This window comes from Bdellovibrio bacteriovorus (assembly GCF_001592745.1).
Classification (GTDB): domain Bacteria; phylum Bdellovibrionota; class Bdellovibrionia; order Bdellovibrionales; family Bdellovibrionaceae; genus Bdellovibrio; species Bdellovibrio bacteriovorus_B.
This window is the reverse complement of the sequence record NZ_LUKD01000001.1, coordinates 736,972-763,544: the sequence shown is the minus strand read 5'-3', so window position 1 is coordinate 763,544 and position 26,573 is coordinate 736,972. Positions and strand designations below refer to the sequence as shown.

Sequence of the window (26,573 nt, the reverse complement as noted above, 5' to 3'; positions counted from 1 at the left end):
ACCTTTGGTGATTAGTTGCCTTTAACGAACTCGATGAAAATCACAAACTCGCTGTCACCGGCTCTAAAGCGTGGCGAGCGCAAAATTTTGAAAACATCAATGGCTGTCAGTTCGTCTTCGTTTTCAAGATTCGAGTGGGGAGGCATCACTCCCGCTAAGAAAAATCCAGTGCGGCCACCGATCTCAAAAATCGCCGGAAAGGATTTGCGCTGAACCTCAAAGGTTCCAGCCGGAGTCGGGTCCTTCCAAGTTCTTTGAATTTCCAAATTGCCGCGAAGGATGTTGCCCTCAATTTCGCTGATCTCAAAAAAAGTCGTCAGACCAATTTCCACGGACGGATCGCGGCGATCTTTGATCGAATATGACCACTGAAGCGTACGTGCTCCATCCAAGGCGCGATCTTCTTTATGAAGAATTGTGATCTGCGGGCGGTTGATATTTGAGTCGACCGTGGGAAGAATTCCTGCGGCATAGTCGTTAAAGTTCATGAACTGACCGGTACTGCGGCTGGCGCCCATGATAGCATTCAGACTGCCACGTCCCACTTCAGCGTAGTACACGATCAAGTGCGAACCGTCTTTAGCTCCCGCGCGCGCAGATTTTTCGGCAGGGGTCGTTGTCGGAGTTGCCGTCGCCGTTGGATTTGCCCCTGCAGCCGGAGCCACTTTAAAGGCACTCACGGAGCCATCACTGGCATCATTATCAGAAGCAGTCTCTGCAGGTTCTTGTGAAGCTTGTTCTGTGGGCTCTGAATCAACGGTTTCGGCTAAAGAGGCAACAGAAGTGGTGGACGAGGGATTGATTTGCACCGTGGATTTTAAATAACTCACACGACGCTCAAGATTTTGCTGTCCTTTTTGGTAAAGACTTATTCCGACGCCACCAGCAACGACAACTAAAAGCGACAGTTGCACCAGGGGATTTCCAAAAACCCTTTTCCACATCGGGGGTGTCGCGGGTTTGAAGTTCTCCATATCGACGCCACACTGCGCGCAGTATTTATCTTTCGGTTGCTGGAATCCACAGCGTGGACAGTTGATTAACATAAAATCAGGTTAAGACAAAGCGACTTGACGCTCAATAGAATAATTCATACCTTGAAATCTCACGGGAATTCCTTACAGATCAGAGAGTCCGCAGCTATGAAAAAGTACAAACCGAAATCCGGCGAAAGAGTAGAGATCAAAGAAGAAGTGATCCCGCCCAAAGTCGAGCTGCCATTTGAGTTCTCGCCTGAGCACTATCCAGTTCTACTGCAAGAAGTGTTAGCCGCATTTTATCCTTATCGTGAAAAAGAAAATCCAACTTACTTCGATGGAACTTTCGGGCGTGGAGGACATTACTCAGCGATGCGCTATGTGATTCCCCAGATGAAAGCCACGGTCATGGACCAAGATCTAGCAGCCATCGGCTTCGCGCAAACGCGCTTCCAGACGGAGGTCGAGCAAGGCCAGTTAAAGATAATACATGGAAATTTCTCTCAATTTTCAGAACACAATCTAAATAACTTTGATATGATGCTCTTAGATCTAGGTGTGAGCTCTCCGCAATTAGACCAGGCCGAACGAGGCTTTAGTTTTTATCACGATGGCCCCCTAGATATGCGAATGAATCAGCAACAAGGAATGACAGCAGAGATGCTTGTGAATACGGCTTCAGAGGATGAACTCATTCGAATCTTCAGAGAGTACGGCGAAGTGTATCGTCCGGCTCGTGTCGTACGCGCGATTGTTAACGATCGCAAAACCAAAGCATTCCAATCAACCAGTCAGCTTGCGGGCCTCATTGAACGCGTTGATGGCTGGCAAATCAAAGGTCATCATCCCGCTACAAAATATTTTATGGCTCTGCGCCTGGCAGTGAATTCGGAACTGGAAGTTGTCGAACAAGCTTTGCCCGCGATGATGAAAGCTTTGAATCCCGGTGGCCGTTTGGCCGTCATTTCTTTCCACTCTTTGGAAGATCGTATTGTGAAAAATATCTTTAAAGAGGCGGAAGATCTTGGCAGATCCGTTTATAAAAAAGTGATCGTTCCCACTCAGGAAGAGTGTGACAAAAACTCTCGCTCGCGTTCCGCGAAATTGAGAGTCTTCGAGAGGAGTGCTCAGGATGAGCTCGGAAAACTTTAGGCAGCTAAAACCTTTTTTTAGCATTCTAGTTATCATCTTTACTTTGTTTTCCATCGTCTTCCTGCAAATGGAAGAACGCCGCATGGGCTATAGCGTTTTGAAGCTGACTCGCGAGCATAAAAAAGTGTGGGAAGAAAAACGCACCAAAGAAATTGCGCTCGCGAAAATCACACGCCCCCAACTTTTGGATACGATGGCTCAGCAGAAGTTCACTCTTAAAAAGGTGCAGGCCAATCAGATCATTCACTTAACGGGCCCCGTGACGAATGATGTAGAAAAAGTAGTGAATAAAGACATTGCGAAAAAGGACCTGTAGTTGAAATCACGTATTGTCATCATCTTTGTTGGTATATTGGTTCTGTGGTCGGCGCTTATCCTGCGTGCAGGATATTTGCAATTTCTTCCGAACGACCGATTGAATTCTTTGCAGAACCGTCAATTTCAAACCAAGGTCACGTTGCAGGCCCGCCGCGGAGCCATTGTCGATAGCAATGGACGTGACTTGGCGATGTCAGCCGCAGCGTACTCTCTTTATGCAGATCCCAAAATTATTGAGAATCGCAAAGTCGCTGCGAAAAAATTGGCGAAGGCTTTGAATCAGTCTTATGAATCCGTCTATGCAAAAATCAAAGATGGCAATCGTCGATTTGTTTGGATCCAGCGTATGTTGGATCAGGCGACGGCGGATGAAATCAAATCCTGGGATATTCGCGGCCTTTCTTTCGTTGAAGAGTGGCGCCGTGTGTACCCGAACGAAACATTGTTAGCGCAGACTTTGGGATTTCTGGGAATTGAAGGTCAGGGGCTTGAAGGCTTAGAGCTTGGATACAATCAACTTCTTGCGGGTAATCAAAAGAAAGTATCCGTGAAGAGAGATGCTCGTGGACGTCCCCTAATCAACGATGGTTTGATGTTTATTGAAAATCCAGAGGGCAGTGAGCTTCGTCTGACCGTGGACTCTGAACTTCAATACCGACTTGAAAGTGAACTCGCCAATGCGGTTTCTACGTTTGAAGCCGATCATGCCGTGGGTGTGATCCTGGATGCAAAAACTTCTGCGGTTTTAGCTTTGGCTTCAGCGCCGACGTTTGACGTTAATAAAGCGATGAAGGCTCCGGGCGAGCATCGCCGTAACAAAATCGTGACCGATGCTTTTGAGCCGGGTTCAACGATGAAGACTTTCGTGATTGCGGCCGCTTTGCGTGACGGTTTGATTCAACCAAACACGAAGTTCTATTGTGAAAAAGGAAGCTTCAAAGTAGGTGATCGCATCATTCGTGAAGCGGAAACGAAAGAAAAGTTCGAAGATCTGACAGTGAGCGAGATTCTCGCGGTTTCTTCAAATGTCGGTACTACGAAGATCGCATTTAAGATGGGATCGGACAAACTTCGCCAAGGTCTTTTGGATTTTGGCTTTGGTCAAAGGCTGGGCGTAGATCTTCCGGGTGAAGCTCGCGGCATGGTGCAAGCCCTTCCTTGGAGACAGCACTTATTGAGTAATATCTCTTTCGGTCACGGTATTTCAGCGACACCTTTGCAAGTGGCGAATGCATTTGCAGCCATTGCCAACGGAGGGGTGTTGAACACACCATACATCGTTCAAAGCATTCGTGACGCCGAAACTGGAGAGTTGAAAGAAACGGAAGTGAAACCCATCCGTCGCGTTCTTACTGCCGAGCAAGCCGCTCAAATGCGTGCGATGCTTGTTGGAGTCACTACTACGGGTGGTACGGGTGGCAATGCTCGTGTGGATGGATTCATGGTCGGTGGTAAAACTGGAACGGCTCAAAAAGTAAATCCGAACGGACGGGGTTACCTCAAGGGCGCCTACATTTCTAGCTTTGGCGGATTTATTCCTGCGAATGATCCGAAGTTTGTAATTTACGTGGCGGTGGATTCTCCCCGCAAAGCCTATTACGGTGCGACGGTCGCGGCTCCTTTATTCTCGCGCATGGCTTCGTACGCGGTTCGTAAAGAAGGGATTGCCCCACTTCCAATGGCCGAAGTTTCGACTGTCGATAAAAAAGTTCGTCGTATTGCTGCCGAACCGAAACCAGTTGTGAAAATTCCACCCAAAGAAGTTTTAACGGCGACAGAGTTAGACAAAGCCACGGAAGTGGTTACGGGCGAAACAGTTCCGAACTTAAAGAACATGACGACTCGTGAAGTACTTCGTCGCATCAACGGTCAAGACTTGAAAGTGAAATTTGTCGGTCAAGGTGTTGTCGCAGATACAATTCCGGATGCGGGTTCCCTGGTGCCGGAAACAAAAGAAATCACGGTTATAATGAAATAAAAGTAAAGGGAAGATTGCAGTGATCTTCCCTTTTTTTTTGTCCGAGGTTTCTTCAAACATCGGCCACTTGTGTCAGCCTTTTACTCCCCAGTTAAAAGCTATTCCCAGTTCATTCTTTGCTCGAAGAGTTTCAAAGCGAAGGCCAGATTGTTGTTGCCTCGCTGAATTCTTTCACAGAAAGTACACGGGTATGGAAATCCAGCAGGCGTCGCAGTCAGATCTTTTAAAAAAGTACTTCAATCTTCCGCAGTTTCGTCGCGGGCAAAAAGAGATCATCGATGCTGTGCTAGCCAAAAAAGATGTCTTAGCCGTTCTGCCTACGGGGGGCGGTAAATCTTTATGCTATCAATATCCGGCTGTTCACTTTCAAAAACTCGTGATCGTCATTTCGCCTTTGATCGCTTTGATGAAGGACCAAGTCATGTCTTTACAAAGGCTGGGTATTCCGGCGGGATGCTTGCACTCTGGTCAGTCAGACGATGAAAAACGCGATGTTTTTGCAGAGTTGAACAAAGGCGGCGCTTTCGTTTTGTATCTTTCTCCGGAAAGAGCACAGAAGGAAGGGTTTCAGAAATGGATTCAGCATCGTCAAATCGCCCTTTTTGCGGTGGATGAAGCTCACTGTGTGTCTCAGTGGGGGCATGACTTCCGAGAGGAGTATGCACAATTAAGTATTCTTAAAAAAATCTGCCCACATGTGCCGATCCTGGCGTTGACAGCATCAGCGACACCGACCGTTTTAGATGACATCTCAAAGCATTTGAATTTGAAAAATCCAGAACGCATGGTCCATGGATTTTATCGCTCCAATCTTTACTATCAGGTGGAGCTTTGTGAAAACGAAGAGGCGAAGCTGGAATTGTTGCTTCAGAGCATTAAGTCCACGCCTCAGGGGCGCATTATCGTTTACTGCGGGACTCGCAAGGTAACGGAAACGACAGCGGCTCTTTTGCAAAAGAAATTTAAGCAAGTGGGTTTTTACCATGCGGGTTTAACGGCTGAAGTTCGCGCGCAAACCCAAGAAGCTTATGCCAATGGGGATCTTCGTATTCTTGTGGCCACAAACGCTTTCGGCATGGGCATCGACCAACCGGATGTGCGTTTGGTTGTTCACTATCAAATTCCAGCTAATATCGACGCTCTTTACCAGGAGATGGGTCGGGGTGGTCGTGATGGTGCCGAGTCGACATGCATGGCTTTGTATTCGAAAAAGGATAAAGGCCTGCAGTCTTACTTCATTCACAGTTCGGAAGCCCCCGAGGAAATAAAAAGCGCCCGCTGGAGAAACTTAGAAGCTCTAGTAAATTACTCTGAAGGTGGCGAATGCCGTCATGCCGAGATTCTGACTTATTACAAGGATTCTCAGCGTATTGAACGCTGTGGGCACTGTGATAACTGTGATCCGAAATCGTCTCGTCGTATCTTAAAACCACTGACGCCTTCTTTGGTTTTGGATCAAACATTAGAAAAAATCAAAACGTCCTTAAAGAAATCCAAGAAACCTAAAGCTTCCGATTTGGATTTTGTTTTGGATGAGATTCAGGAAAAGCGTTACGAAGTTCTTCGTCAATGGCGCAAAGCCAAAGCCAAAGAGCTCGATGCTCCGGCCTTTGTGGTGTTCAGCGATCAGACTTTGAAGCACCTGGCAGTTAAGAATCCACGAAATTTGGAAGAAATGAAATCCGTTTACGGGATCGGAGACGCAAAAATCGAAAAGTTCGGTTGGGATGTTTTAGCAGAGTTAACCCGCTAAAACTTCACGTCTTATATCGTAGTACTTAAAATTCTCTCTAGAGATTCTTTCATCGACCCGCCATACTTTCTGTATGGCGATGGAATTTGATAAAAATAAAATCATTCAATCCTTAGTTCAGAATCTTCAGCAGTCTGATTATGCAGAAGGAGCTTGGTTGGGGGGATCTTCCGCAACCGGCTTCGAGGATGATCTTTCTGATACCGATATTGTCATTATAAGTACGGCTCCCGATGAAATTTTCCAAACTGTGGAAGACACACTTCAGAAGATGGCTGCCATCACCCATATATGGAAGGTGGAAGATTCCCCATGGAAAAACTTTGCTCAGAAATTTTATGTCTTAGATCAAACTTCCGAGACCTATTATTTAGATGTTGGCGTTTTTCAGTCTTTGGTTCCGGAGGATTATTCCGAATATTTCAATGTCGAACGTCACGGTTCTCCTCAGGTGCTTTTTGATAAAACAGATATTCTTAAGCAAGCGTCCCGACAGCCTCGCTATGAAAGTTCAAAAAATATCGAATGGTCTCAATGGATTGCGCGATTTGAAATTCTGTACCGAACTTTTCTAAAGGAATCGCTGCGGGGAAAGTACATTGACAGCTACACGTTCTATCAGAGACTGGTGATGATGTGGGTGCAATTGGTGCGTAGACATAGGACCCCACAAAAGCATGACTTCGGGTTGCGATATCTGTATCGCGATTTGCCAGTGGCTGAGTCGCAGTACATTGAAAAACTGCTGCAAGTGCCGGATTTGAAATCCATGCAGGTCGCAGCTGCGGAATTAAGATCAAAAATTTTGACGCTTCAGAAGGACGTTTCAGCATGAAGATTCTGGTATTAGGTGGAACTCGCTACTTCGGTAAAAGACTGGTGCATTCTTTGATTCACGAAGGTCATGAAATTTGGGTTCTTTCCCGTGGGCAACAGGAAGATGATTTCGGCGCCCGTGTGCATCGCTTAAAAGGGGATCGAAAAAACAAAGAGTCCTTGGCTTCGGCCGTAGGTTCTTTGAGCTTTGATGTTGTCGTCGATCAGGTCTGTATGACTCCCGCAGAAGCCGCTGCGAGCTGCGAAATTTTTGCGGAAAAAACTTCTTACTACATCATGACTTCGACCATGTCAGTGTATGCCTTAGGTGGAGATCTTCAAGAGGAAGACTACAACCCCTATCTTTATCAACCGACCGCTCCTACGAATCCCGCTGAAGAATACGGAGAAGGCAAAAGAGCGGCAGAAAATTATTTTGCCACGAACGCACCATTTAAATGTTCTTTTGCCCGCTTCCCCGTCGTTGTTGGAGAAGACGATTACACCGGGAGATTGTTAGGTCATGTTCAGAAAATAAAAAAGGGGCAACCTTTGTATTTTCCCAACTTAAACGCCAAATTTTCTTTTATCACCTCTGAAGATGCGGCGCGAGCGCTGTTGTGGCTTGTGCATACGAAGCATGAAGGACCTTTTAATTTTGCCTCTGAAGATGCCATTCCTTTGAAAGAGCTTGTGAATGATATTGAGTCCATCACGGGACAGAAAGCTCAGCTTCTGACGGAGCCATCGCCAGAAAACTGGTCACCTTATGGAATTTCTGAAGATTGGTTTTTAAACGTCGAGAAAGCCAAGACGGCGGGCTTTCAGTCAAAACCCGCACGGGAATGGCTGCATTCTTTGTTAGTCAGTTTGAATCGAGTTTAGATATTCGCCGATTTTAATAATCACCGGAGCTGGGATTTCGTGACCGCCGCGGAAACTCAGCATGGGGCCCTTCATTCCATTTTGATTCAAAAGTGTATTTAGTTTCTGTGCTTGTTTGTGGCCAAGAACTTGATCCATCTCGCCATGGCTTTGAAAGAAACGCCGTCCTTCACGGGCTGGCACCAACTTTTTCCATTCTTCCTGGTGCAGCAAGGTGCCTGACATAATGACAAGTCCTGCTGGCGTTTCGGGCGCACGCAGGTAAAGCTCGGTGGCGAGCATTGCACCTTGGCTAAAGCCACCCAGCACAATTTTGTTCCAAGGCACTTTGAGTTGGCGAATCATTTCCATGGCGGCATCGTAAGCTTTAGAAAGACCCTTCGGAGTGTCGTTGCTAAAATCACGATGTTCACCGCGGGATTGCGCTTCTTGGATTTCCATCATATTGATCGTCCACCAGGCGCGTCCCATCCATGCCGGACCAATGGGAACTTCTAAAATTCCATTCGGGAAAAGCCAGTTGTAAGTTTTCTTCGTGGAAATCATCTCTCCTAAAGAAAAGAGGTCATTACAATCAGCGCCAAAGCCGTGGAAGAAGATCACCCAGGGCGCGTTATCGTCTTTATTTATTTCTTGGCAATGTATCTTTCCGAGTTGTCTCATAACTTAGTCATACGCTATTCTTGAAACCGAGTCTATGAAACTGAATAATCTCTTTTCCATCATTCCAGGAACTTCGAATTACACTTTGTCTGAGACGGAAGTCAGCGGAGTCTTTAATGACGCACGTCTGGTTGTTCCTGGCTCTGTTTTCGTCGCAATCCGTGGCAGTAAATTGGATGGGCATAGTTTCTTAGGCGATGCCGTGGCCAAAGGGGCGGCGGCGTTGGTCGTTGAAGATAAATCGAAAGTTCCCGCAGGATATGCCGGTTTTGTATGGCAAACAGAAAACTCGCGCGAGACTTTGGATCTTTTAGCCAGTCGCTTCTATCTGGATCCGGGGCAGGAACTTTTCTGTGTCGGTGTTACAGGTACGAATGGAAAAACTTCCGTCACTTACATGACTGAAGCGATCTTGAATGCCGGAAAAATTCCGACAGGAGTTATCGGCACCGTCAATCATCACTTGTTAGATAAAGTCTGGCCTTCTGAGATGACAACACCGGATCCGGTATTTTTACAAAAACGCTTGCGAGAATTCCGTGATGACGGAGCGATGGCCGTGGCGATGGAAGTTTCTTCCCATGCTCTTGATCAAAAGCGTGTCGACAGTGTGCCATTCAATACCGTGATCTTTACAAACCTCACGCGCGATCACTTGGATTATCACGAAACCATGGATCAGTATTTTGAAGCGAAACAAAGACTTTTCACGGATCTTCTTTGGAAGACCGAAAAGTCTCCCTGTTACGCGATTGTGAATACAGCGGATAAGTATGGACGTCGTTTGAAAGTGGCGGATCCCGCGGTGCTTTGGACCTATGGTTCCAAAGATTCCGATATTCGCTATGAAATTTTAAAGATGGATTTTGCTTTGACTCATTTCAAAGTCCACACGCCTATAGGGGAAGGGGAAATCCGTCTTCCTATGTCCGGCACGCACAACGTGATGAATGCCTTGGCCGCTTTAGGGGCGGGTTTATCGGCAGGAATCCCGTTGGATATTTGCATCAGCGCTTTAGATAGTTTCACGGGAGTTCCGGGGCGTTTGCAGTCCGTTCCCAATAAGCAGGATCTTGCAGTCTTTGTTGATTACGCCCATTCTCCGGATGCTTTAGAAAATGTTTTAATGGCTTTAACGAAAGTGCGCGAGAACTTAAATTCTCCAGCGAAAATTTGGACAGTATTTGGTTGCGGTGGCGATCGAGATAAAGGAAAACGTCCTTTGATGGCGCAAATGGCGTTGCGTTTTTCGGATCACGTGGTCATCACCTCAGACAATCCTCGCACCGAAGATCCGCAAAGTATTATCAATGATATTTTGGCTGGTGTTGCCGGCGCGGATAAATCAAAAGCCACTGTCTATGTTGATCGTAAAGAAGCCATTCATCAGACTATGAAAAAGGCTCAGCCGGGCGATGTTGTTTTGATCGCGGGCAAGGGCCATGAAGACTATCAAATCATCGGCAAAGAAAAATTCCCGTTCAGTGACGTGAAAGTGGCCGAAGAAGCCTTACAAGGGAGATAAAAACAATGAGAGCCATGGATGTGCAAACCATTGTGAAAGTCACCGGAGCTGAAACTCTGGGACTGAAAGAAGATAAATTTCAAGGAATCGGAACGGACACACGAGCGGATCTAAAAGGTCAACTTTTCATCGCCCTCAAAGGTGAAGCTTTCGATGCACATCAATTTTTAGATAAAGCGGTTCAGCAAGGAGCTTCAGGACTTTTGGTTCATGAAGACAGCGATCTTGTACAAAAATTAAAGGGCCAAGTGACTATTTTGAAAGTGCCTGACACATTAAAGGCTCTTCAGCAGTTGGGAACTTGGGCCCGCCGTCAATCTAAAGCCAAAGTTTTGGGCATTACGGGCTCTAATGGTAAGACGACAACGAAAGAATTCACTGCTGCCTTGATCGGCTCTGTTAAAAAAGTTCACTACAACAAAGGTTCTTTCAACAATCATTGGGGTGTTCCATTCACCTTGTTGCAAATTCCAGCGGACGCCGAAGTCGCCGTTGTAGAAATGGGCATGAATCACGCCGGAGAAATCACAGAGCTAGTGCACATCGCGGAACCCGATGTGGTTGTCTGCACGATGGTGGGACGTGCGCACATGGAATTCTTCGGTACAATTGAAAAAGTTGCTGAAGCTAAAGAAGAAATCTATATCGCTTCTGGGGCTAACACTCTTCGTATTTACAATTTAGACAACACGCAAACTCATAACATGTACGTGCGAGCGACCGAAAAATACCCACACGAAAAACTTCTGACGTTTTCATCAGAAGACCCTCGTGCCGATGTGCATTTGACGATTGCTTCCATGAGCATGGGCGAACTATCAATCAAAGGAAGCATCGGCGGTCAGTCAGGCTCTGCCAATGTTCAAGTCTTTGGATCTCAGAATTTGACGAATCTGATGGCAGCAGCCGCTTTGGGGCTTGCTGCAGGAATGAGTCCTTCTCAGGTGTGGGCAGGTCTTCCTCACTGCAAAACAAATTGGGGACGCAATCAGCTTGTGAATTTGAAATCAGGCGCGCAGATGATTTTTGATGCTTACAACGCCAATCCTGACAGTATGAAAGCTTTGATCGATAATATGAAACTGTTGACGGTTTCTGGTCGCAAAGTAGGTGTCTTCGGGCAAATGCGTGAACTAGGAAGTGCCTCAGCCTCCTTACACGAAGAGCTGGGCACCTGGGTGGGGCAAGCGGGATTCGATAAGGTTTATTTTATCGGTGACGACTATGAGGCCTTCGGGAAAGGCCTGCAAAAAGTCGGCTATAAGAATCCATCCCTGATCGAAAAAGATTTTAAGGAATCTTCAGGCCAGGATCTGGGTCAGTTTTTAAAATCTGGAGATATCGCGGTAGTGAAGGCGTCACGCGGGACAAAGCTGGAACGCTTTGTGTTCCCTTGTGAACCTTTAGATTTCGCGGAGAAGCAGTAACACGCTGAACCTTTGGCAGGTTCAGCGCTCTGGTAAAAAGCGCGAAATACATAAATTACTCCCACTTCTTATGGAACTTTTCGATTTTTTCGACGAGTTCTTTTTTCTGTTCAGGCGTTAAGCTTTTATGAAGAGCGGATACCTTATCAATGTATTTATCCGTTCTTGCGTCCATGCGCGCCTGACGTTGTTTGATCACTTCTTTGATTTTGGCTTTATCAAGTTCTTCAGAAAGCAGCATTGTTTTGAAATCACCGTACAAAGACTGACGGACGGCTTTTTCTTCTGCGAAGTCTTTTTTCACGTCAGCGGCGATATCATTCAATAAAGCTTTTTGTTGTTCATTGAAATCAAACTTATCCGCGATTTTTTCGCTGACGGCATTGATTCGTTCTTCCGGACTGCGGTGGCAACCCGTCATCAGACCAACTCCAGCGACCGCTAAGACAACGCCTAAAACACGAGGCCATTTTCTTTTACTTACGATTTTCATATCAACTCCTTCGGATGAGTGGGTTTCTTAAATACAAGTTTAGGTGGTTCCGAGGGCGAAGTGGTTGCCGGATTGTTAATATTTGTAACAAATTGTAACTGCTTGATTATTCAGGGTTTTGGGGCTTTCACGAAATACATAAATAGATTAAGATACAGCTATGAATCGCATTGCCCTGATCGATGATGATCAAAAATTAGGAGAGCTGTTGAAGCAGTATTTCAGTCAGTTTGAGCTGGAAACTGTGCAGTTCACCCTTCCTTCTGAAGCTTTGTCTGCTTTAAAGCGCGAAAAATTCGATGCGATTATTCTAGATGTGATGCTACCTGAAATGGATGGCTTCGAGGTGTGCAAAAAAATTCGTGGATTCAGTGATCTTCCGATTCTGATGCTCACAGCTCGCGGAGAAACCTCTGACAAAGTTTTAGGACTGGAGCTCGGCGTGGATGATTATTTGCCCAAGCCTTTTGAAGCTCGTGAGCTTGTGGCGCGAATGAAAAGCCTGATTCGTCGGTATAAAAAGACTTCAGTGAGCGGAAACAAACTGCGCTCAGGATCTCTTGTGCTGGATACGCAGCTTCGCACGGCTTTCCTAGAAGATCAGAATTTAAATCTCAGCACACACGAGTATGAATTATTGAAACTTTTAATGTCTTACGCGGGTCAAAGCCTTTCCCGGGATCGTATTATGGATGAACTTCGTGGCGTGGATTGGGAAGCTTACAACCGCAGCATCGATGTCGCCATCAGCCGTCTAAGACAAAAATTAAAAGACCCAGCTAAGACTCCGGTCTTCCTGCGCACCGTGTGGGGAGAAGGTTATTGCTTTATCGCTCCTGTGGAGGAAACACTGTGAAGCCCCGTGGAATGAAACTTCTTATCAAAGTGTTTCTGGCCTTTCTTCTGACCTCGCTTTTGATTGTCGGAGGCTTGGCTCTTTTGGGACATTCATTAAGCCCCGAAAAATCTTTGTCGCCCGTGATAGAAAACAATGCTGCCAATTATTTTCAAAGTTTGAGCGCCAAGATTCAAACCGAGGACGACATACGCCGTCTCTATAAAGACTTGCAATTGCGTGTCCGACGGGAAGGTTTTGAACAACTGGCTGACAGCCAGGGGCTTCCCAGTTTTGCGACCACCGAAGAAATGGATAAGGATTTTTCAAATAAACTTTCTTTAGGGAAAACCAACGGCTTTTACTTTGCGGAGGTGAAAGGAGTCACGCCACGGACTGTTTGGTTTATTTCCTATGATGAAATTCCGCGCGCGTGGTTGTTTCCTTTTTTATGGGTCGCCTCTTTTATCTTCTTTATCATGGCCATCAGTTTTTTAACGATTCGCTGGATGATGTCGCCGATCAAAGTCGTCGTTGAAGGAGTTAATAAAATCTCGGAAGGGAATTTGAAGTATCGTATTAAAACAAATCATCGCGGCGAATTCGGTCTTATTGCCGACTCTTTTAATAACATGGCCGATGGCCTTGAAAAAATGATCGTCGCTAAAGAGCAACTTCTTCGTGATGTCAGTCATGAACTGCGCAGTCCGTTGACTCGTGTCGGGGTTGCTGTAGATCTTTTGGCCGATGAAAAAATGAAGTCATCTATAAAAGATGATCTTTCTAAGATGGAAGAACTCATTCATCAGATTTTAGAATCTTATCGTCTTAAGGAAGGGGCGAAGTCGCTAAAAAAATCCAATGTGAATTTGAGCGAGCTTATTTCTAATGTCGTCTCTGATTACGAAGGGGCTTTGAAGGTGAATCTCAATATGCCTGCAGAAGCTTCACTGCACATGGACGCGATGCAAATGGAGCGTGTTCTGCGCAATCTCATTGAAAACTCGATGAAGTACGCAAAACCTACTGAAGCCAATGAACTTACTATTTCTTTACAAAAAGACTGCGATCATTGGGTGTTGAAGTTGAAAGATCAAGGGATCGGAATTTCCGAAAAAGATTTAACTCATATATTTGAACCTTTTTATCGTGCTGATACGGCGAGGTCTCCGGGGAAATCGGGATTTGGATTGGGTTTGGCCATCGCTCGCGCTGTGATCGAAGCCCATGAAGGAACGATCACGGTCACCAGCAAAATGAATGTGGGAAGTGAGTTTACTATCCGCCTTCCTAAATAGCCAATTCGCGATACATTGTCTGTACTTCGTTGATACCGTATTTTCTTTCCAATCTTCGTACAACGAAGTGACCCCGAGCCATGTCTTGAAAGTGATCCATAAAAATAACGTTCACCGTGGCCCCACCCAATGCTCCCACCAAAGGCATCAGTTGGGCCGCGGCCTTTTCGGCCACCACCAACTGAAAACGTGATGCCACACTGGCCAGCAGTCGCATCATGATGGGCGCACTTTCCTCTGCCAGGCTTTTGCCAAGAAAGGCTTTGGCTGCATCCGTGAAGGCTTTTGATAAAGCGGCCCGAGTCATAATATAACCCGAGCCAGCCGCATCGTCGGCCGTGCTCAGTCCACCAAAGGCGAAGACTTCAAGGCAAGCTAGTTTCGTATCAATGTCAGAAATGTCTTCACCTTCACTTTGGGCAATGTCGATGATGGATCTCATCATCAAAGTCGTGGAAATAGGGAGTTCGATAAGAAGGGAAGCCGGTCCGAAAAAACCACCTGCGCCGCCAGTCCCTGCAACCGCAAGCTTATGACCCAAATTGTGCGAAGTCTTTTCGCTCGTAGGCGGAATGGTGCGCATCGCAAGGTCATAGGCGACGTGAATGGATTTTTCCGCTGCTTTATGCACCGTTTTTTGAACTTTGTCCGGTAAAAGTGAAAGGCCTTTTTCAACGGGGGCTCCGATCTTAGCGGCGATGCGCGCCGTGATTCCCGGTTTTTCCAAAAGTTCCTTAGCCAGTCGAAGTGATTGCAGGTCTATGGAATCCATTTGCATCGAAATCTCCTTCTGTGAATTTGCACTACCAGTAACGCTATTTTACACGAAGTCTTATATTGCTGATTTGTTTTTTAGTTATCACAATAAAGTCACCACTTTTAACAATGAGGTTGGACATGGAATTTAAGCACGATGTTCAGGGTCACAAATTTTTGACGATGGTTGAAGGCGGCGAAGCTCATCTGCTTTATCGTCGTAAAGGGGATGTCTTCGATTTGTATGCCACGGAAGTGCCGCCAGAGGCGCGAGGGAAAAATGTTGCGGATCAATTGGTGCGTGAAGCCCTTAAAACAGCGAAGCAAGAAAACGCCCAAGTGATCGCAACATGTCCTTATGTCAAAAAATGGTTCGAAAAACATCCTGAAGAAAAATCCATCTTAAAGCACTAGTGATGGTCTTCCGTTTTTTTAGGTGAGGGATGAACCACAGAGGAGCGTCCCGCACCGATGTCGGTATAAGCGCCCGTCGGTGAGCCTTCCACATCAGGCTTTGCCATGTCGACGGCGCGCCCTTGTTTGTCTGTGTAGCCCGAAGCACGGGCATCACGTTCATTCATTTTTCCATAATTCATTTTATGACTGGCGAATCTGGGTTTCGTAGTTTTTTCTTTATTCATACAATCCCCCTTATCAATGTTAGATACCCGCTTGACCTACTAAGTAGGCGGCTCGTTGCAGGGCCGGATTTACTAAGATCTCGCTCAAATTCCATGTGCTTGTATCTTCTTTTTTCAGTACTTGATGAAGAACGACAAGCATGTCTTCTGTCGTGACAATACCTACCACTTCATCCTCTTTAGTGATTAAAAAGGCCGAGACTTTTTCTTCAATCATCGCCTCCACGACATCATCAATGGGAGTGTCGATGTCGAAGGTTTTAATAGGTGAGGTCATAATTTTGTCGACGGTCACTTCTACAGAAGAAGCCCGCATTAAATCGCGGTCCGAAAGCATTCCGACAATATAATCATCTTCTTCATCCATCACCGGCAGATGACGAATCCAATAGTTGGCCATCAAGCGTTGTGCCTCTGCAGCTGTGGCTGTTTTAGGCACAGTGATTAGCTTACGACTTATGTGATTTTTCAATACGAGTTTCACAACGGACCTCCTTCATCACTTTTCAATTTTATCATTTCTAAATGTCAGTAACATGACGACTGTCATCTCTCATAAGATTTTTAAAACAGCAGTAATATCATATACTTATAAAGTTTTTCTTGCTTTTGCGAATCTGTTCATGCTAAACCCTTTAAGTTCCTAGGAAATTTAAATTTACAAGTCACTACAGAGGATATCTTCAGCATGCTTTATCAATGGCTTTATTCGATGGCGGATCAGTTTTCGCCTCTGAATGTTTTCAGGTACTTAACTGTCCGTACGTTTATCTCGTTCTTCACGGCCTTTTTGCTGTGTTGGATGTGGGGACCTTACTTCATTCGTCGTTTGCAGATGAAGCACTTTGGGCAAGCGATTCGCGATGATGGTCCTCAAACGCATAAGAAAAAAGCGGGAACACCGACAATGGGTGGAGGATTGATTCTTCTTTCCACTTTGATTCCGTGTCTTCTTTGGGTCGACATGACGAATGCTTTGGTGTGGGCGGTGCTGCTTATCACTTGGGGCTTTGGTTTGATCGGTTACATGGATGATTGGCTCAAAGTGAGTAAGAAAAACTCCAAAGGTCTTTCTGGTAAAATTCGTTTAGCCGGAGAGTTTTTAATCAGCGGTGGAGTGATCGCTTATTTGGTTCACTATCACGGACTAAGCACAGCGGTGACAATTCCATTTATTAAGTCCGTTTCTTTGGAGCTTGGCTATCTCTACATCGTGTTCGCATCTTTAGTGATTGTGGGCACAGCCAATGCAGTGAATTTAACTGACGGTTTGGATGGATTGGCGATTGTTCCGGTGATGATCTCTGCGGCGACTTTAGGTTTGTTCGCTTACGTCACAGGCCACTTTTCAATCGCGAATTACCTGCAAATTCCGCATGTGATCGGGGCGGGTGAATTAACTCCGGTCGCGGCGACGATTGTTGCTGCAGGAATGGGATTTTTGTGGTTTAACGCGTACCCCGCACAAGTGTTCATGGGGGACGTGGGATCGCTTTCATTGGGCGGTTTCTTGGGCACCATGGCCGTGATCACTCAGAATGAACTTTTAATGGTTGTTCTTGGTGGTGTGTTCGTGGTGGAAGCGTTGTCGGTCATCACTCAGGTGATTTCATTTAAGATGACCGGGAAGCGTGTGTTTAAAATGGCACCGATTCACCATCACTTTGAATTGGGTGGTTTAACAGAAACAAAGATCATCGTGCGTTTCTGGATCATCTCTATTTTGCTTGCAGTATTAAGTCTTTCGACTCTGAAGTTGAGGTAAGAAAATGTATAAAGAGTTTAGCGAATTAAAAGATAAAAGAATTCTTGTCGTCGGTCTTGGTAAGACGGGGGCCTCTTTGGCGCACTTCCTGACTAAGCATGGCGCGCAAGTGACAGTGACGGATCATAAATCCAAACCTGAACTTTCGACTCAGTTAGAACAATTGGGTGATTTGCCAATCAAGTTTGAATTGGGCGGTCACAGTCCAAAAACTTTCATTGCGCAAGATCTTGTGATCTTGTCACCGGGCGTGCCTAGCAATTTGAAAATCTTCGATTACGCAAGATCTCAAGGCATCCGCATTACGGGCGAGTTTGAATTCTCTGCAGGCTTTATCAAAGAACCTATCATTGGATTGACAGGAACAAATGGTAAAACGACTGTTGCGAAAATCACCGAAGCGATTCTTAAAGAATCCGGCATTAAAACTTGGGTGGGTGGCGCGAATGAAAAACCTTTGGTTGATTACTTGCGCTCTGAAGAAAAAGCGCAAGTGGTGATCGCAGAAGTTTCTAGCTTCATGCTTGAACACTGTGACACGTTCAACCCGATGAACATCGTGTTCACGAACTTGGCTGAAAATCATTTGGATCGTTATCGCTCTATGGAAGAGTATGTAAACGCCAAAAGACGTATTTTCAAAAACACAAATCAAGCGACAACAAGCATCTTGAATGCTGACGACAACGCGGTTGTTGAGTTGGCGCGTGATCCAGCGGTTCAACGCGGAAGAATTTTCTACTTCTCTCGCAAACCGGCTTTGGAACCACAAATCATGAACATCGGTGGTGCCGTGAATATCGGTGATGAGATCCGTGTTCGCACAGGTCCAGAGATCGAAACTTTCACGATCAAGAACATGAAAATGCGCGGGAAGCACTCTGTTGAAAACGTGATGGCCGCGATCCTGGCATCTCGTGAACACGGAGCAACTCGCGAGGCTGTTCAAAAAGTGATCGACACCTTTACGGGCCTTCCTCACCGTATCGAGTACGTTCGTAAAGTCGGCGGAGTTCTTTTCTACAACGACTCTAAAGCAACAAACGTGCACGCGGTTCTTCGCGCTTTGGATACTTTCGATGAAAACGTGATATTGATCGCGGGTGGTAAAGATACGAATTTGAATTACGAGCCTTTACGTACTGCCGTAAAAAGAAAGGTCAAGACCTTGATCTTAGTCGGGGAAGCCAAAGAAAGAATCAACCGTGACCTTGGTGACTTCTCTGAAACTTTCTTGATCGGTACATTTGAGGAGGCGGTTCTTATCGCTTACCAAAAGTCCAGAATCGGTGACACCGTTCTTCTATCTCCAGGCTGCTCAAGCTTCGACATGTTTGACAGTTTCGAAGAGCGCGGCGATTATTTCAAAGAAATCGTGAGAAAGTTTCATTGACCGGCGGCAGCCGGCAGAGCGCAGGGCGCGCGCACGCGCGCCCGTAGCTGAAGCAGCTCACAAGCATCAGACCGTCCAAGAAGGACGGTCTTCTTTTAGCCAGGAGGCTTAAGTGTCCCAACGTCTTTTCATCCTCTTCACATCTTCCGTTCTTCTTCTTTCCGGTTGTGCTTCCGGAACTTTTAAAGCTCGCCAGGAACAACGTGAAAAACTAGCAGCAAGCACCGGAATGTACTGTGAGTTCGTAAGTGGTGATTTGAATCCAGACTTGGACGTGGAGCTAAGCATGCAAATGGCACGTCGTTGCGACGCTAACCGCAACTTCTCAATCACGAACTACAAAAACTCTTCGGACCAAAACGGCGTGATCTACTGCTGTGCTTCGACAAAGAAGGGCGCGGTGACTGCCAAGAAGGCGACTTCAGCTCCGGCTCCTAAGGTGGAAACTGAAGATCCTAACGCTGACGTGATCTCCGAATAAGCGGGTCCAGCTTTTAAAAACCCAAATTCAGATTCATAGACGATAAATTGGACTTCTGATTAACTAAAGGTCGGGAGTCCCATCTATGTTGAGATATTTGTCTAGCAGCTTGTTTTTAGCCATCATCACTCTTCTGGGTATTGGCCTTGTCCAAGTTTATTCCTCCAGCTTTATTTTCGCGATCGAATCTTACGGGGACGGTCTTTTCTTCTTCAAAAGACAGTTCATCTTCGCTCTGATCGCGTTTGCTGTTCTGATTGCCACCATTCATATTCCTTTTCGCTACATCGAAAAATACGGTTGGGCCTTTTGGCTTTTAGCGACGTTAGGTGTCTTAGCGACGTATGTTCCCGGTTTAGGAGTTCGTGTTGGCGGGGCGATGCGCTGGATTCAGCTTCCGTTTGGAATTCGTTTTGAACCGGGCGAATTGCTGAAGATCTCTTTCAGTCTTTTATTCGCAAGCCTTGTGGTCCGCCAAGAAAACTTCTTAGCGCGTGTGAAGTGGCATTGGATTGTGCTCTTTATGATTTTCCCTATGGCGCTTTTGTTAAAGCAGCCTGACTTCGGAACGTTTGCCATCATCATGATGGTGGGCGTGACATTGCTTTTTGCGTTCGGCTTACAGTGGAAATACATTATTGCGTCCTTTGCGGTTTTGATTCCTGCGTTTTATTTTTTGGTGATGTCGGTTCCTTACCGTCGGGCGCGTGTTTTGGCGTTCTTGGATCCTTGGTCCGATCCTGCTCAGAAGGGCTTCCAAGTGATTCAGAGTATGCTCAGTTTTCACTCGGGTGGCTTGACGGGTGCAGGATTGGGACAAGGCCAAGGAAAATTGTTCTTCTTACCTGAAGCGCACACGGATTTCACAATGGCGGTGTTGGGTGAAGAGATGGGTTTCATCGGTTTTGTGGCGATTCTGGCTCTGTATGGATTCGTCGTGTTTCGCGGGATCCAGATCGCAGTGAAAGCTGAAGAACCCTTTAAAAGAGCTTTGGCTTTAGGTTTGTCAGTGACTTTTGGACTGAGTGTCTTTATCAATGCGGGGGTGGTTATGGGACTTCTTCCGACGAAAGGTCTGACTCTGCCATTCTTGAGTTACGGTGGAAGTTCTTTGGTATCATTGTGTTTTATGTTTGGTTTGATCCTGAACATCGAAAACTCTTTTGAAGAGGATAAATTTTCTCGTCGATTCGGATCACGCTGGACGCATGCGAAGGTGAAAAACTAATGAGTAAAAAGACGATTGTGATCGCGGGTGGTGGGACCGGTGGTCACATTTATCCTGGTATAGCAATCGCGCGGGCTATTCAAAAAATGGATCCCAGTGTGGAAGTTCATTTTGTCGGCACGGCGATGGGTTTAGAAACGAAAATTGTTCCTCGCGAAGGTTTCCCGCTTCACTTGATCGAGTCCGGTAAGCTGAACGTCAAAAGTCCCCTTCAAAAGCTAAAAACTCTTTTTAAAATTCCTTTGGGCGTTTGGCAGTCGATTCGCCTGCTGGGCCAACTGAAGCCTTTGTACGTGATCGGCGTGGGCGGTTATGCCTCGGGTCCTTTCGTACTGGCTGCCAGTATCATCGGTTTTAATACGGCCATCTGGGAACCGAATGCGATGCCAGGAATGGCAAATCGTCTTCTGGCGCGTTTCGTTGATAAGTGCTTCGTTGTTTTTGCTGAAGCCAAGAAACACTTAAAGAGCGATAACGTGATTCAAGCCGGAATGCCCGTGCGCGAAGAAATCGAAAACGCCCAGACCGAAAAACGCGAAGATGACAACTTCCATCTTCTTTCTTTTGGTGGCAGCCAAGGTGCACGTGCGATCAATAACTGTTTAAGCGACGCCATCATGTCCGGTGGGGATTGGGTTCGTAACTTGTCTGTCGTTCATCAGTTGGGATCTTTGGATTTTAAAACCATTTCAGAAAAATATCGTGGAGCTCCATGCAGTGTTGAGCCACAGGAGTTCATCTACGACATGCCAAAATACTATCGTTGGGCCGACATCATCGTCAGCCGAGGTGGTGCGAGCTCTATCGCTGAGGCTGCGGCTTTCGGGATTATCCCGATCATTATTCCTTTGCCAGCGGCCGACAATCATCAGCAAAAAAATGCTGAAAGTCTTGTGTCAAAAAATGCAGGTCGCATGATTTTACAGAAAGATTTAACTCCGGAAAGATTGATTTCAGAAGTTCAATCTTTAAGAAACGATAAAGCTTTGCGTGAACAGATGGTTCAGAATATAAAGAACTTCTACATCCCTCAAGCGGCGACCACGATCGCAAAGGAAATCTTGCAATGAAGTTACAACAGGCCAAATTTCATTTCGTAGGTATCGGGGGCATCGGTATGTGTGGGCTCGCGGAGCTTCTTCACAATATCGGCGCAAAAGTTTCAGGAAGTGACATCGCAGACAACGCCAACACGGAACGTCTTCGCGAAATTGGAGTGAAAGTCTTTAAAGGACATCAATCCTCCAATGTTGGCGATGCGGATGTGGTGGTTTATTCTAGCGCCATTCAATACGGAAACCCAGAGATCTCTGAAGCCCGTGCACGTCAAATTCCTTTAATCCCAAGAGCTGAAGCTTTGGCGGAAATCATGCGTCTTAAGCGTGGAGTCGCTGTCGCAGGAACTCACGGAAAAACAACAACGACGTCAATGACGTCAGCAATTTTCTTAGAAGCTAATTTAAGTCCGACGATTGTTGTCGGGGGACGATTTGAGTTGATCAAGTCAACGGCGATGTTGGGATCTGGTGACTGGTTGGTTGCTGAAGCTGATGAGTCTGATGGCAGTTTCCAAAAACTTTCTCCGGAAGTGGCGATCATCACGAACGTGGATTCCGACCATTTGGATCACTATAAGACTTTTGAAAACTTGCAAAAAAGTTTTTATGACTTTGCCCAAAAGGTTCCATTCTATGGAAAAGTCATTGCTTGCGGTGATGATCCCGTGATCCGTCAGATTTTTGAAAATTTCCCAAAACGTATTTTATTCTACGGCTTTGATGAAAAGAACGATCTGGTTCTTTCTGGTGAGCAAGGCAATTACTCTCTGTATCGCAGTGATCGTCTTTTAGGAACGCGCCACTTAGTGGGCGAATTCAGTTTGAAAGTTCCAGGTCGTCACAATGCTTTGAATGCGACAGCCGCCATTTGTGCGGGTGTTGCCGCCGGAATTCCATTTGCAACTTGTGCAAAAGGTCTTCAGCGCTTTGAGGGTGTGGATCGTCGGTTTCACTTCAAAGGCGAAAAACGCGGCATCAGAATTTACGATGACTACGGTCACCATCCCACAGAAGTGCGCGCAGTCTTGCAAGCCTTCCGTGAAAAGTATCCTGGCCAACGCTTGGTCGTCTTTTTCCAACCACATCGTTATTCACGCACGCAACACTGCTGGCATGATTTCACAACAGCCTTCAAAGAGGCCGACACAGTTCTTTTAACCGATATCTATGCGGCGGGTGAAGCGCCGATTCCGGGAATCAGCAGTGAAAAGCTCGCTTTGGATATGAAACATGCCAATGCTTCTTATTTCCTGCGTGATGAGAAGGCGACTCAGAAAGTGTTGGGTCTCCTTAAAGAAGGCGATGTCTTCGTCACTCTAGGAGCCGGCGACGGATGGAAACTTGGTCTTGATGTTTTGAATCAGCTTTAAAATCGGAGCCCTCTCCTTCAGCGCAGCCTACGATGTTCAGAATTTCAAATTATTAAATAACAAAGTCCTCGGCGTTTTTTGCGTCGAGGATTTTTTTTGGTGCCTCATGGTTTGGTTTTTTAGAGGCGGTTCATGCAGTTCCAGTTGGCTTTGAAGCGGTTGCCTTGGATTCGCATTGAGGAGGCTAGGGCTAAGCACTCGGAGCGGCTGAGTTGGTTTTGGTCGTGGAGTTTGCTCCAGCAGTACCAGCGGATGTCGTCAGAGTTTTCTGGGTCTTGGTTGCGGTCTGCCGATGCCATGCAGGCGCCTAGGTGGATTTTTGAGTTGAATCTGGTGAGGCAGTTCCAGTCGATGCCTGATACGCTGTTGGTTTCAAATTGGTCGGCGACTTGATGGCACTTTGCGGGTGTATCAATAAGGTGTTCGAACTCTTTGTAGCAGCCCCAGCGGTAGCCGTCGCGTGAATCTGCTGTGTCTTGGCGTTTGGCTTTAAGCATGCAATGTTGGGCCATGGGTGGTAAGGGGTCTTGTTGTTTTTGGTTTAGAGTGTACAGGATGTCTTGGTGGTCGCGGACGGACCATGCTGAAGAGGCGATCAAAAGATCCTGGACTTCTATTGGTGTTAGGCGGGGAGCCAATGCGCGAACGGCTTCGCGTCTCCACGAAGGGTCATCCATTGTTGCCATCGCTTTTAATAAATCTTCCATTCGTGTGTCGTAAGAGCCAAAGCACTGAGCGACTCTGGGCATGAAGGGGATGCCTACTTTGTCTAGCTTGACCCAATCGCCCTTAAGTTCGATGTTTTTAAGATGGTCTTTCATTGTGCAAAGCTGGTCGGTGATGATGAAGTTCAAGCCGTTTGCTAATCTTTGACGGATGAGTTTTTCTTGTTGTTCTCGTTTTACCATCTCTGGCATCAAACCGAGCTTGGCTTGCAATTCCAAAAATTGGAATTTCATTTTCATCGGTAAAGATTTTGCTGAACTGATTTGTGCGAAGAAATTTTCAAAATTTCTGGTGATTTCCGGCGAAGGAAGCACGGTGTTTTGCAATTGGGCTAAAAAGGACGGATTTTCTGAGGCTTCTAAAAGAGGCTCGTAGTATTTTTTTAAATTCGTTTTTTGAGAAATAAACTCGATGGCTTCTTTGTTGTGGCCCGTATCTTTCGAATATGTCTTACAAGCAAGATGGCGGTAGTTCGGATCCATTTCTTTTTTAGGGTCTACAATACGGTAACTAGTTCCTGCAAAAACATCTTTGAACTTTTGGATGTTCGGGCCTTTCGTGAAAAATGTTTCTTTGGAAATATCTTTCAAAGCTCTGCGCATCATCGGACCTGCAACACGGCCCATGGGACCTGTGCTCGAAAATCCGTGCAGTCTTTCCGCCTGAGGAAAAGCCGAAGAAAAAATCTGGCTGATGCTCATACCGTAATCGGAATAGCGAGAAAAGGCGACGCGCTCGGCGAGATCACGTGGAAAACCGTTTTTAATTAGAACTTCGACGTATTCTTCAATGGAGCGTTTGTCGGGGACTTTGGTCGCCAAGGTGTTACATCCCATCAAGAAAATATCTTTGGGCTTGTTCAAGATGCCGGGACACGCATTTTCACAACTGAGCTTTTCAATTTCTTTAAGATCTAATGTTGTACTGACCCCTTCACCGAAAAACACTCCGCCGAAATGTCCCGATACTAAAAGCACATCGCATTCAATACCGCTTTGACAGGCTTTTTGTAGCCATTGAGGATCCTTATTCGCAGGAACAAGTTCGATGACTTCGACATCGCTGCCCGCATAAAGACTTCTTAGAACTTCGCGCTCGTTTTCAGAGTTTAAAGTCATGGTGCAGATTCTTTTCGGAGCGGCTGTGGCGCCGACTGAAAATAGAAGGGATCCTAAGATTAAAAGCAGACATGTCTTCATGCGCATAAAGAGTGCAAGCTCTTATCCACATCGAGTAAGGCGGTGCTGATTCTGAGAGTAAAAAAGGCTGACAGGTGACGAAAAAGGACGAAGTCTCAATCTGAGAATTCGTCCTTTTCCTAGCAGAAAAGAAAATTTATCAACTAAGAAGCATCGTCTAAGGGTAACAAGTCATCGTGGTGCTTCGAGGCACGCGCTGCTGTCTTTGGTGCAGGGTTTGACTTCTTAGTCGGTGCCGTTGACGTTGATCGAGGGATAGGAGCGTGTAACGTTTCTCCCTTGACCGACTTACCTTCCATAATTTGCGTCAACTCTTGAACCATCGAGTGCATTTGGGCAGAGCGATCGGACAAGATTTCTGCATTGGTCGCACATTCTTCAGCGGCAGAAGCATTGCCTTGAGTGACGCGGTCAATTTCGTTGATGGACATGTTAATCGACGTCACACCTTGAGCCTGTTCTGAGCTTGCCGTAGAGATTTCAATATTCACCGAAGTCAGCTTTTCAATGCGTTGAACGATCTCTGTCAACATGGTTCCGCTGGCCTGAACGACTTCGTGACCGTTTTCGATTTTTTCGACGCTATCACGAATCAAATCTGAGATTTCTTTCGCGGACGTGGCACTTCTTTGTGCCAGCGCACGAACGGCCTCAGCGACGACGGCAAAACCTTTCCCTTGTTCACCTGCACGAGCTGCCTCCACGGCCGCGTTCAAGGCCAAAAGATTTGTTTGGAAGGCGATATCGTCGATCACTGTAATGATTTCTTCGATTTTCTTTGAGCTCTTCGCGATCTCTCCCATAGAGAAGATCAGTTTTTCAACTTCGTCTTTACCAGCGCGCGCTTTTGTCTGCGCATCTTCTGCTAAATTTTTCGCCTCACGAGTGTGTTCGGCGTTGAGCTTAATCATGCTCGACATTTCTTCAGTCGCCGAAGTCGTCTGTTCAATAGAAGCGGCTGCCGTTGAAGCTGCAGTGCTGAGATCTTGTGAAGACTTCGTGATTTCGCGGCTGGCTTGGGCAACACCTAAACCTGTTTCTTGAAGCTTTTCTGCGATACCCGCTAAAGCCTTCATCGGTTTTTTCAAGAACATAAAGGCGATAAACATGGCGAGGATAGAAAGGCCCGTCGACCAACCAACAATGTACCAAGTGGCATTGGCCGCTGCGGCTTTGATTTCAGCTTTACTGGAGATCACAGCGAAGGCACCATGCAGTTTTCCATCTTTCCAGTTTTCCATTGGGTAACCTAAAATATCTTTGCCATTTTTCCACGGAGATTGCGCCGGATCGCCGTGGCAATTCATGCAGCCTTGTGATTCGGAAAGGCGTACGGGGCGATAAACGATAATTTCGTTCTCTGTGGTTGAAGACAGTTCTTTCAACGAAGGATCTGCTTCAAATTTTTTAAGGATGGCCATCTCAGTATCCGTGGCGCGATTGTCATCATTGCGAGGCTCACCTGAAAACACGCGGAAAGTGTATCCTTCTTCTGAAGCATTTTCTGCACCTACCTTCATCGCGGCGAAGATAGGAACCTGTTTTAGAATTGTCAGCTTTGCATCCTTCGACAAGTTTCCATCCGGATGCTCCGTGATAGCGTCTTGAATTGTATTCTTCAGTCCACCTTGAGAGGCAATGTACGAGCGAACCGATTCTAAGCGGGAAAGTATGGCGCGTGATTTTTCGATTAATTGCGTTTCACCCTGTAAAGAGATACGGGATGTAGAAACCAGAACGGCCGCGGTGGTGCAGATGATACAGGCTAAAAGAATGCTCAACATAACCTTGGCGTTAAATTTCATGTGGGTCGCTCCTTAAATTACGATGTTCTTT

25 protein-coding genes are annotated in these 26,573 nt (G+C 46.3%); 17 read left to right on the top strand and 8 right to left on the bottom strand.

The features are described from left to right. Positions 1-11: 11 nt before the first annotated feature. Complete coding sequence (locus AZI87_RS03590) at positions 12-1,046, bottom strand: hypothetical protein (protein ID WP_063205046.1); 1,035 nt, start codon at positions 1,044-1,046, stop codon at positions 12-14. Between the two features lie 96 nt (positions 1,047-1,142). Here AZI87_RS03590 and rsmH point away from each other — a divergent pair, with 96 nt between their 5' ends. The 6 genes from rsmH to AZI87_RS03560 all read left to right on the top strand — a co-directional run bounded on the left by rsmH (position 1,143) and on the right by AZI87_RS03560 (position 7,879). Next, positions 1,143-2,129, top strand: a complete 987-nt coding sequence (gene rsmH, locus AZI87_RS03585) for a 16S rRNA (cytosine(1402)-N(4))-methyltransferase RsmH (RefSeq protein WP_063205045.1) — start codon at positions 1,143-1,145, stop codon at positions 2,127-2,129. Further along, a complete protein-coding gene (locus AZI87_RS03580; protein WP_063205044.1) occupies positions 2,110-2,445 on the top strand; it encodes a hypothetical protein in 336 nt (111 codons plus the stop codon). Before rsmH ends, AZI87_RS03580 begins: the two co-directional genes overlap by 20 nt. Next, positions 2,446-4,425, top strand: coding sequence for a penicillin-binding transpeptidase domain-containing protein (locus AZI87_RS03575; RefSeq protein WP_063205043.1), 1,980 nt, complete (start codon positions 2,446-2,448; stop codon positions 4,423-4,425). It begins immediately after the preceding gene. A 190-nt stretch (positions 4,426-4,615) separates the two neighbouring features. Beyond that, a complete protein-coding gene (locus AZI87_RS03570; RefSeq protein ID WP_063205042.1) occupies positions 4,616-6,178 on the top strand; it encodes a RecQ family ATP-dependent DNA helicase in 1,563 nt (520 codons plus the stop codon). A 73-nt stretch (positions 6,179-6,251) separates the two neighbouring features. Next, positions 6,252-7,013 (top strand): hypothetical protein, encoded by a 762-nt coding sequence (locus tag AZI87_RS03565; RefSeq protein ID WP_063205041.1) that lies wholly within the window; start codon positions 6,252-6,254, stop codon positions 7,011-7,013. Then, positions 7,010-7,879 carry an NAD-dependent epimerase/dehydratase family protein gene (locus AZI87_RS03560; RefSeq protein WP_063205040.1) on the top strand — a complete coding sequence of 290 codons (870 nt, stop codon included), beginning with the start codon at positions 7,010-7,012 and terminating at the stop codon, positions 7,877-7,879. Before AZI87_RS03565 ends, AZI87_RS03560 begins: the two co-directional genes overlap by 4 nt. Here the strand turns inward: AZI87_RS03560 and AZI87_RS03555 are convergent. Next, positions 7,856-8,542 carry an alpha/beta hydrolase gene (locus AZI87_RS03555; protein WP_063205039.1) on the bottom strand — a complete coding sequence of 229 codons (687 nt, stop codon included), beginning with the start codon at positions 8,540-8,542 and terminating at the stop codon, positions 7,856-7,858. The genes AZI87_RS03560 and AZI87_RS03555 overlap by 24 nt on opposite strands. Before the next feature lie 34 nt (positions 8,543-8,576). Between AZI87_RS03555 and AZI87_RS03550 the strand changes: the two genes are divergently transcribed. Then, on the top strand, positions 8,577-10,067 hold the full coding sequence (locus AZI87_RS03550) for a UDP-N-acetylmuramoyl-L-alanyl-D-glutamate--2,6-diaminopimelate ligase (protein ID WP_063205038.1): 1,491 nt from the start codon (positions 8,577-8,579) through the stop codon (positions 10,065-10,067). Positions 10,068-10,072: 5 nt separating this feature from the next. Next, complete coding sequence (locus AZI87_RS03545) at positions 10,073-11,494, top strand: UDP-N-acetylmuramoyl-tripeptide--D-alanyl-D-alanine ligase (protein ID WP_063205037.1); 1,422 nt, start codon at positions 10,073-10,075, stop codon at positions 11,492-11,494. Positions 11,495-11,549: 55 nt separating this feature from the next. Here AZI87_RS03545 and AZI87_RS03540 read toward each other — a convergent pair whose 3' ends face one another. Next, positions 11,550-11,987 carry a Spy/CpxP family protein refolding chaperone gene (locus tag AZI87_RS03540; protein ID WP_063205036.1) on the bottom strand — a complete coding sequence of 146 codons (438 nt, stop codon included), beginning with the start codon at positions 11,985-11,987 and terminating at the stop codon, positions 11,550-11,552. 160 nt (positions 11,988-12,147) lie between these two features. Here AZI87_RS03540 and AZI87_RS03535 point away from each other — a divergent pair, with 160 nt between their 5' ends. Then, on the top strand, positions 12,148-12,843 hold the full coding sequence (locus tag AZI87_RS03535; protein ID WP_063205035.1) for a response regulator transcription factor: 696 nt from the start codon (positions 12,148-12,150) through the stop codon (positions 12,841-12,843). Continuing rightward, positions 12,840-14,120 carry a sensor histidine kinase gene (locus AZI87_RS03530; protein WP_063205034.1) on the top strand — a complete coding sequence of 427 codons (1,281 nt, stop codon included), beginning with the start codon at positions 12,840-12,842 and terminating at the stop codon, positions 14,118-14,120. The genes AZI87_RS03535 and AZI87_RS03530 overlap by 4 nt, the downstream gene beginning before the upstream one ends. On the opposite strand, the gene AZI87_RS03525 is transcribed toward AZI87_RS03530, so the two are convergent. After that, positions 14,113-14,898, bottom strand: a complete 786-nt coding sequence (locus tag AZI87_RS03525; RefSeq protein ID WP_216635245.1) for an EcsC family protein — start codon at positions 14,896-14,898, stop codon at positions 14,113-14,115. The two genes, AZI87_RS03530 and AZI87_RS03525, sit on opposite strands and share 8 nt — an antisense overlap. A gap of 119 nt (positions 14,899-15,017) precedes the next feature. Here AZI87_RS03525 and AZI87_RS03520 point away from each other — a divergent pair, with 119 nt between their 5' ends. Beyond that, the gene (locus AZI87_RS03520; RefSeq protein ID WP_063205033.1) at positions 15,018-15,290 is read left to right on the top strand and encodes a GNAT family N-acetyltransferase; all 273 of its coding nucleotides are present in this window, start codon (positions 15,018-15,020) and stop codon (positions 15,288-15,290) included. On the opposite strand, the gene AZI87_RS03515 is transcribed toward AZI87_RS03520, so the two are convergent. Both AZI87_RS03515 and AZI87_RS03510 read right to left on the bottom strand, forming a co-directional pair. Then, positions 15,287-15,517: a hypothetical protein gene (locus AZI87_RS03515; protein WP_063205032.1), complete on the bottom strand. Its 231-nt coding sequence runs from the start codon at positions 15,515-15,517 to the stop codon at positions 15,287-15,289. The two genes, AZI87_RS03520 and AZI87_RS03515, sit on opposite strands and share 4 nt — an antisense overlap. 19 nt (positions 15,518-15,536) lie before the next feature. Beyond that, entirely contained in the window at positions 15,537-16,001 is a 465-nt protein-coding gene (locus AZI87_RS03510; RefSeq protein ID WP_063205031.1) for a CBS domain-containing protein, read from the bottom strand. A gap of 204 nt (positions 16,002-16,205) precedes the next feature. On the opposite strand from AZI87_RS03510, the gene mraY reads away from it, so the two are divergent. The 6 genes from mraY (at position 16,206) to murC (ending at position 22,812) form a co-directional block, all read left to right on the top strand. Further along, positions 16,206-17,282, top strand: a complete 1,077-nt coding sequence (gene mraY / locus AZI87_RS03505) for a phospho-N-acetylmuramoyl-pentapeptide-transferase (RefSeq protein ID WP_063205030.1) — start codon at positions 16,206-16,208, stop codon at positions 17,280-17,282. 4 nt (positions 17,283-17,286) lie between these two features. Continuing rightward, positions 17,287-18,675 (top strand): UDP-N-acetylmuramoyl-L-alanine--D-glutamate ligase, encoded by a 1,389-nt coding sequence (gene murD / locus AZI87_RS03500; RefSeq protein WP_063205029.1) that lies wholly within the window; start codon positions 17,287-17,289, stop codon positions 18,673-18,675. A 112-nt stretch (positions 18,676-18,787) separates the two neighbouring features. After that, complete coding sequence (locus AZI87_RS03495; RefSeq protein ID WP_063205028.1) at positions 18,788-19,156, top strand: hypothetical protein; 369 nt, start codon at positions 18,788-18,790, stop codon at positions 19,154-19,156. Positions 19,157-19,241: 85 nt separating this feature from the next. Then, positions 19,242-20,384 carry a putative lipid II flippase FtsW gene (gene ftsW / locus AZI87_RS03490; protein ID WP_063205027.1) on the top strand — a complete coding sequence of 381 codons (1,143 nt, stop codon included), beginning with the start codon at positions 19,242-19,244 and terminating at the stop codon, positions 20,382-20,384. Further along, positions 20,384-21,454, top strand: coding sequence for an undecaprenyldiphospho-muramoylpentapeptide beta-N-acetylglucosaminyltransferase (gene murG / locus AZI87_RS03485; RefSeq protein ID WP_063205026.1), 1,071 nt, complete (start codon positions 20,384-20,386; stop codon positions 21,452-21,454). Before ftsW ends, murG begins: the two co-directional genes overlap by 1 nt. After that, entirely contained in the window at positions 21,451-22,812 is a 1,362-nt protein-coding gene (gene murC, locus AZI87_RS03480) for a UDP-N-acetylmuramate--L-alanine ligase (RefSeq protein WP_063205025.1), read from the top strand. The genes murG and murC overlap by 4 nt, the downstream gene beginning before the upstream one ends. 119 nt (positions 22,813-22,931) lie before the next feature. Here murC and AZI87_RS03475 read toward each other — a convergent pair whose 3' ends face one another. Then, positions 22,932-24,737 (bottom strand): hypothetical protein, encoded by a 1,806-nt coding sequence (locus tag AZI87_RS03475; RefSeq protein ID WP_253696402.1) that lies wholly within the window; start codon positions 24,735-24,737, stop codon positions 22,932-22,934. Positions 24,738-24,880: 143 nt separating this feature from the next. After that, the gene (locus AZI87_RS03470) at positions 24,881-26,542 is read right to left on the bottom strand and encodes a methyl-accepting chemotaxis protein (protein ID WP_081112119.1); all 1,662 of its coding nucleotides are present in this window, start codon (positions 26,540-26,542) and stop codon (positions 24,881-24,883) included. Positions 26,543-26,573 lie beyond the last annotated feature (31 nt).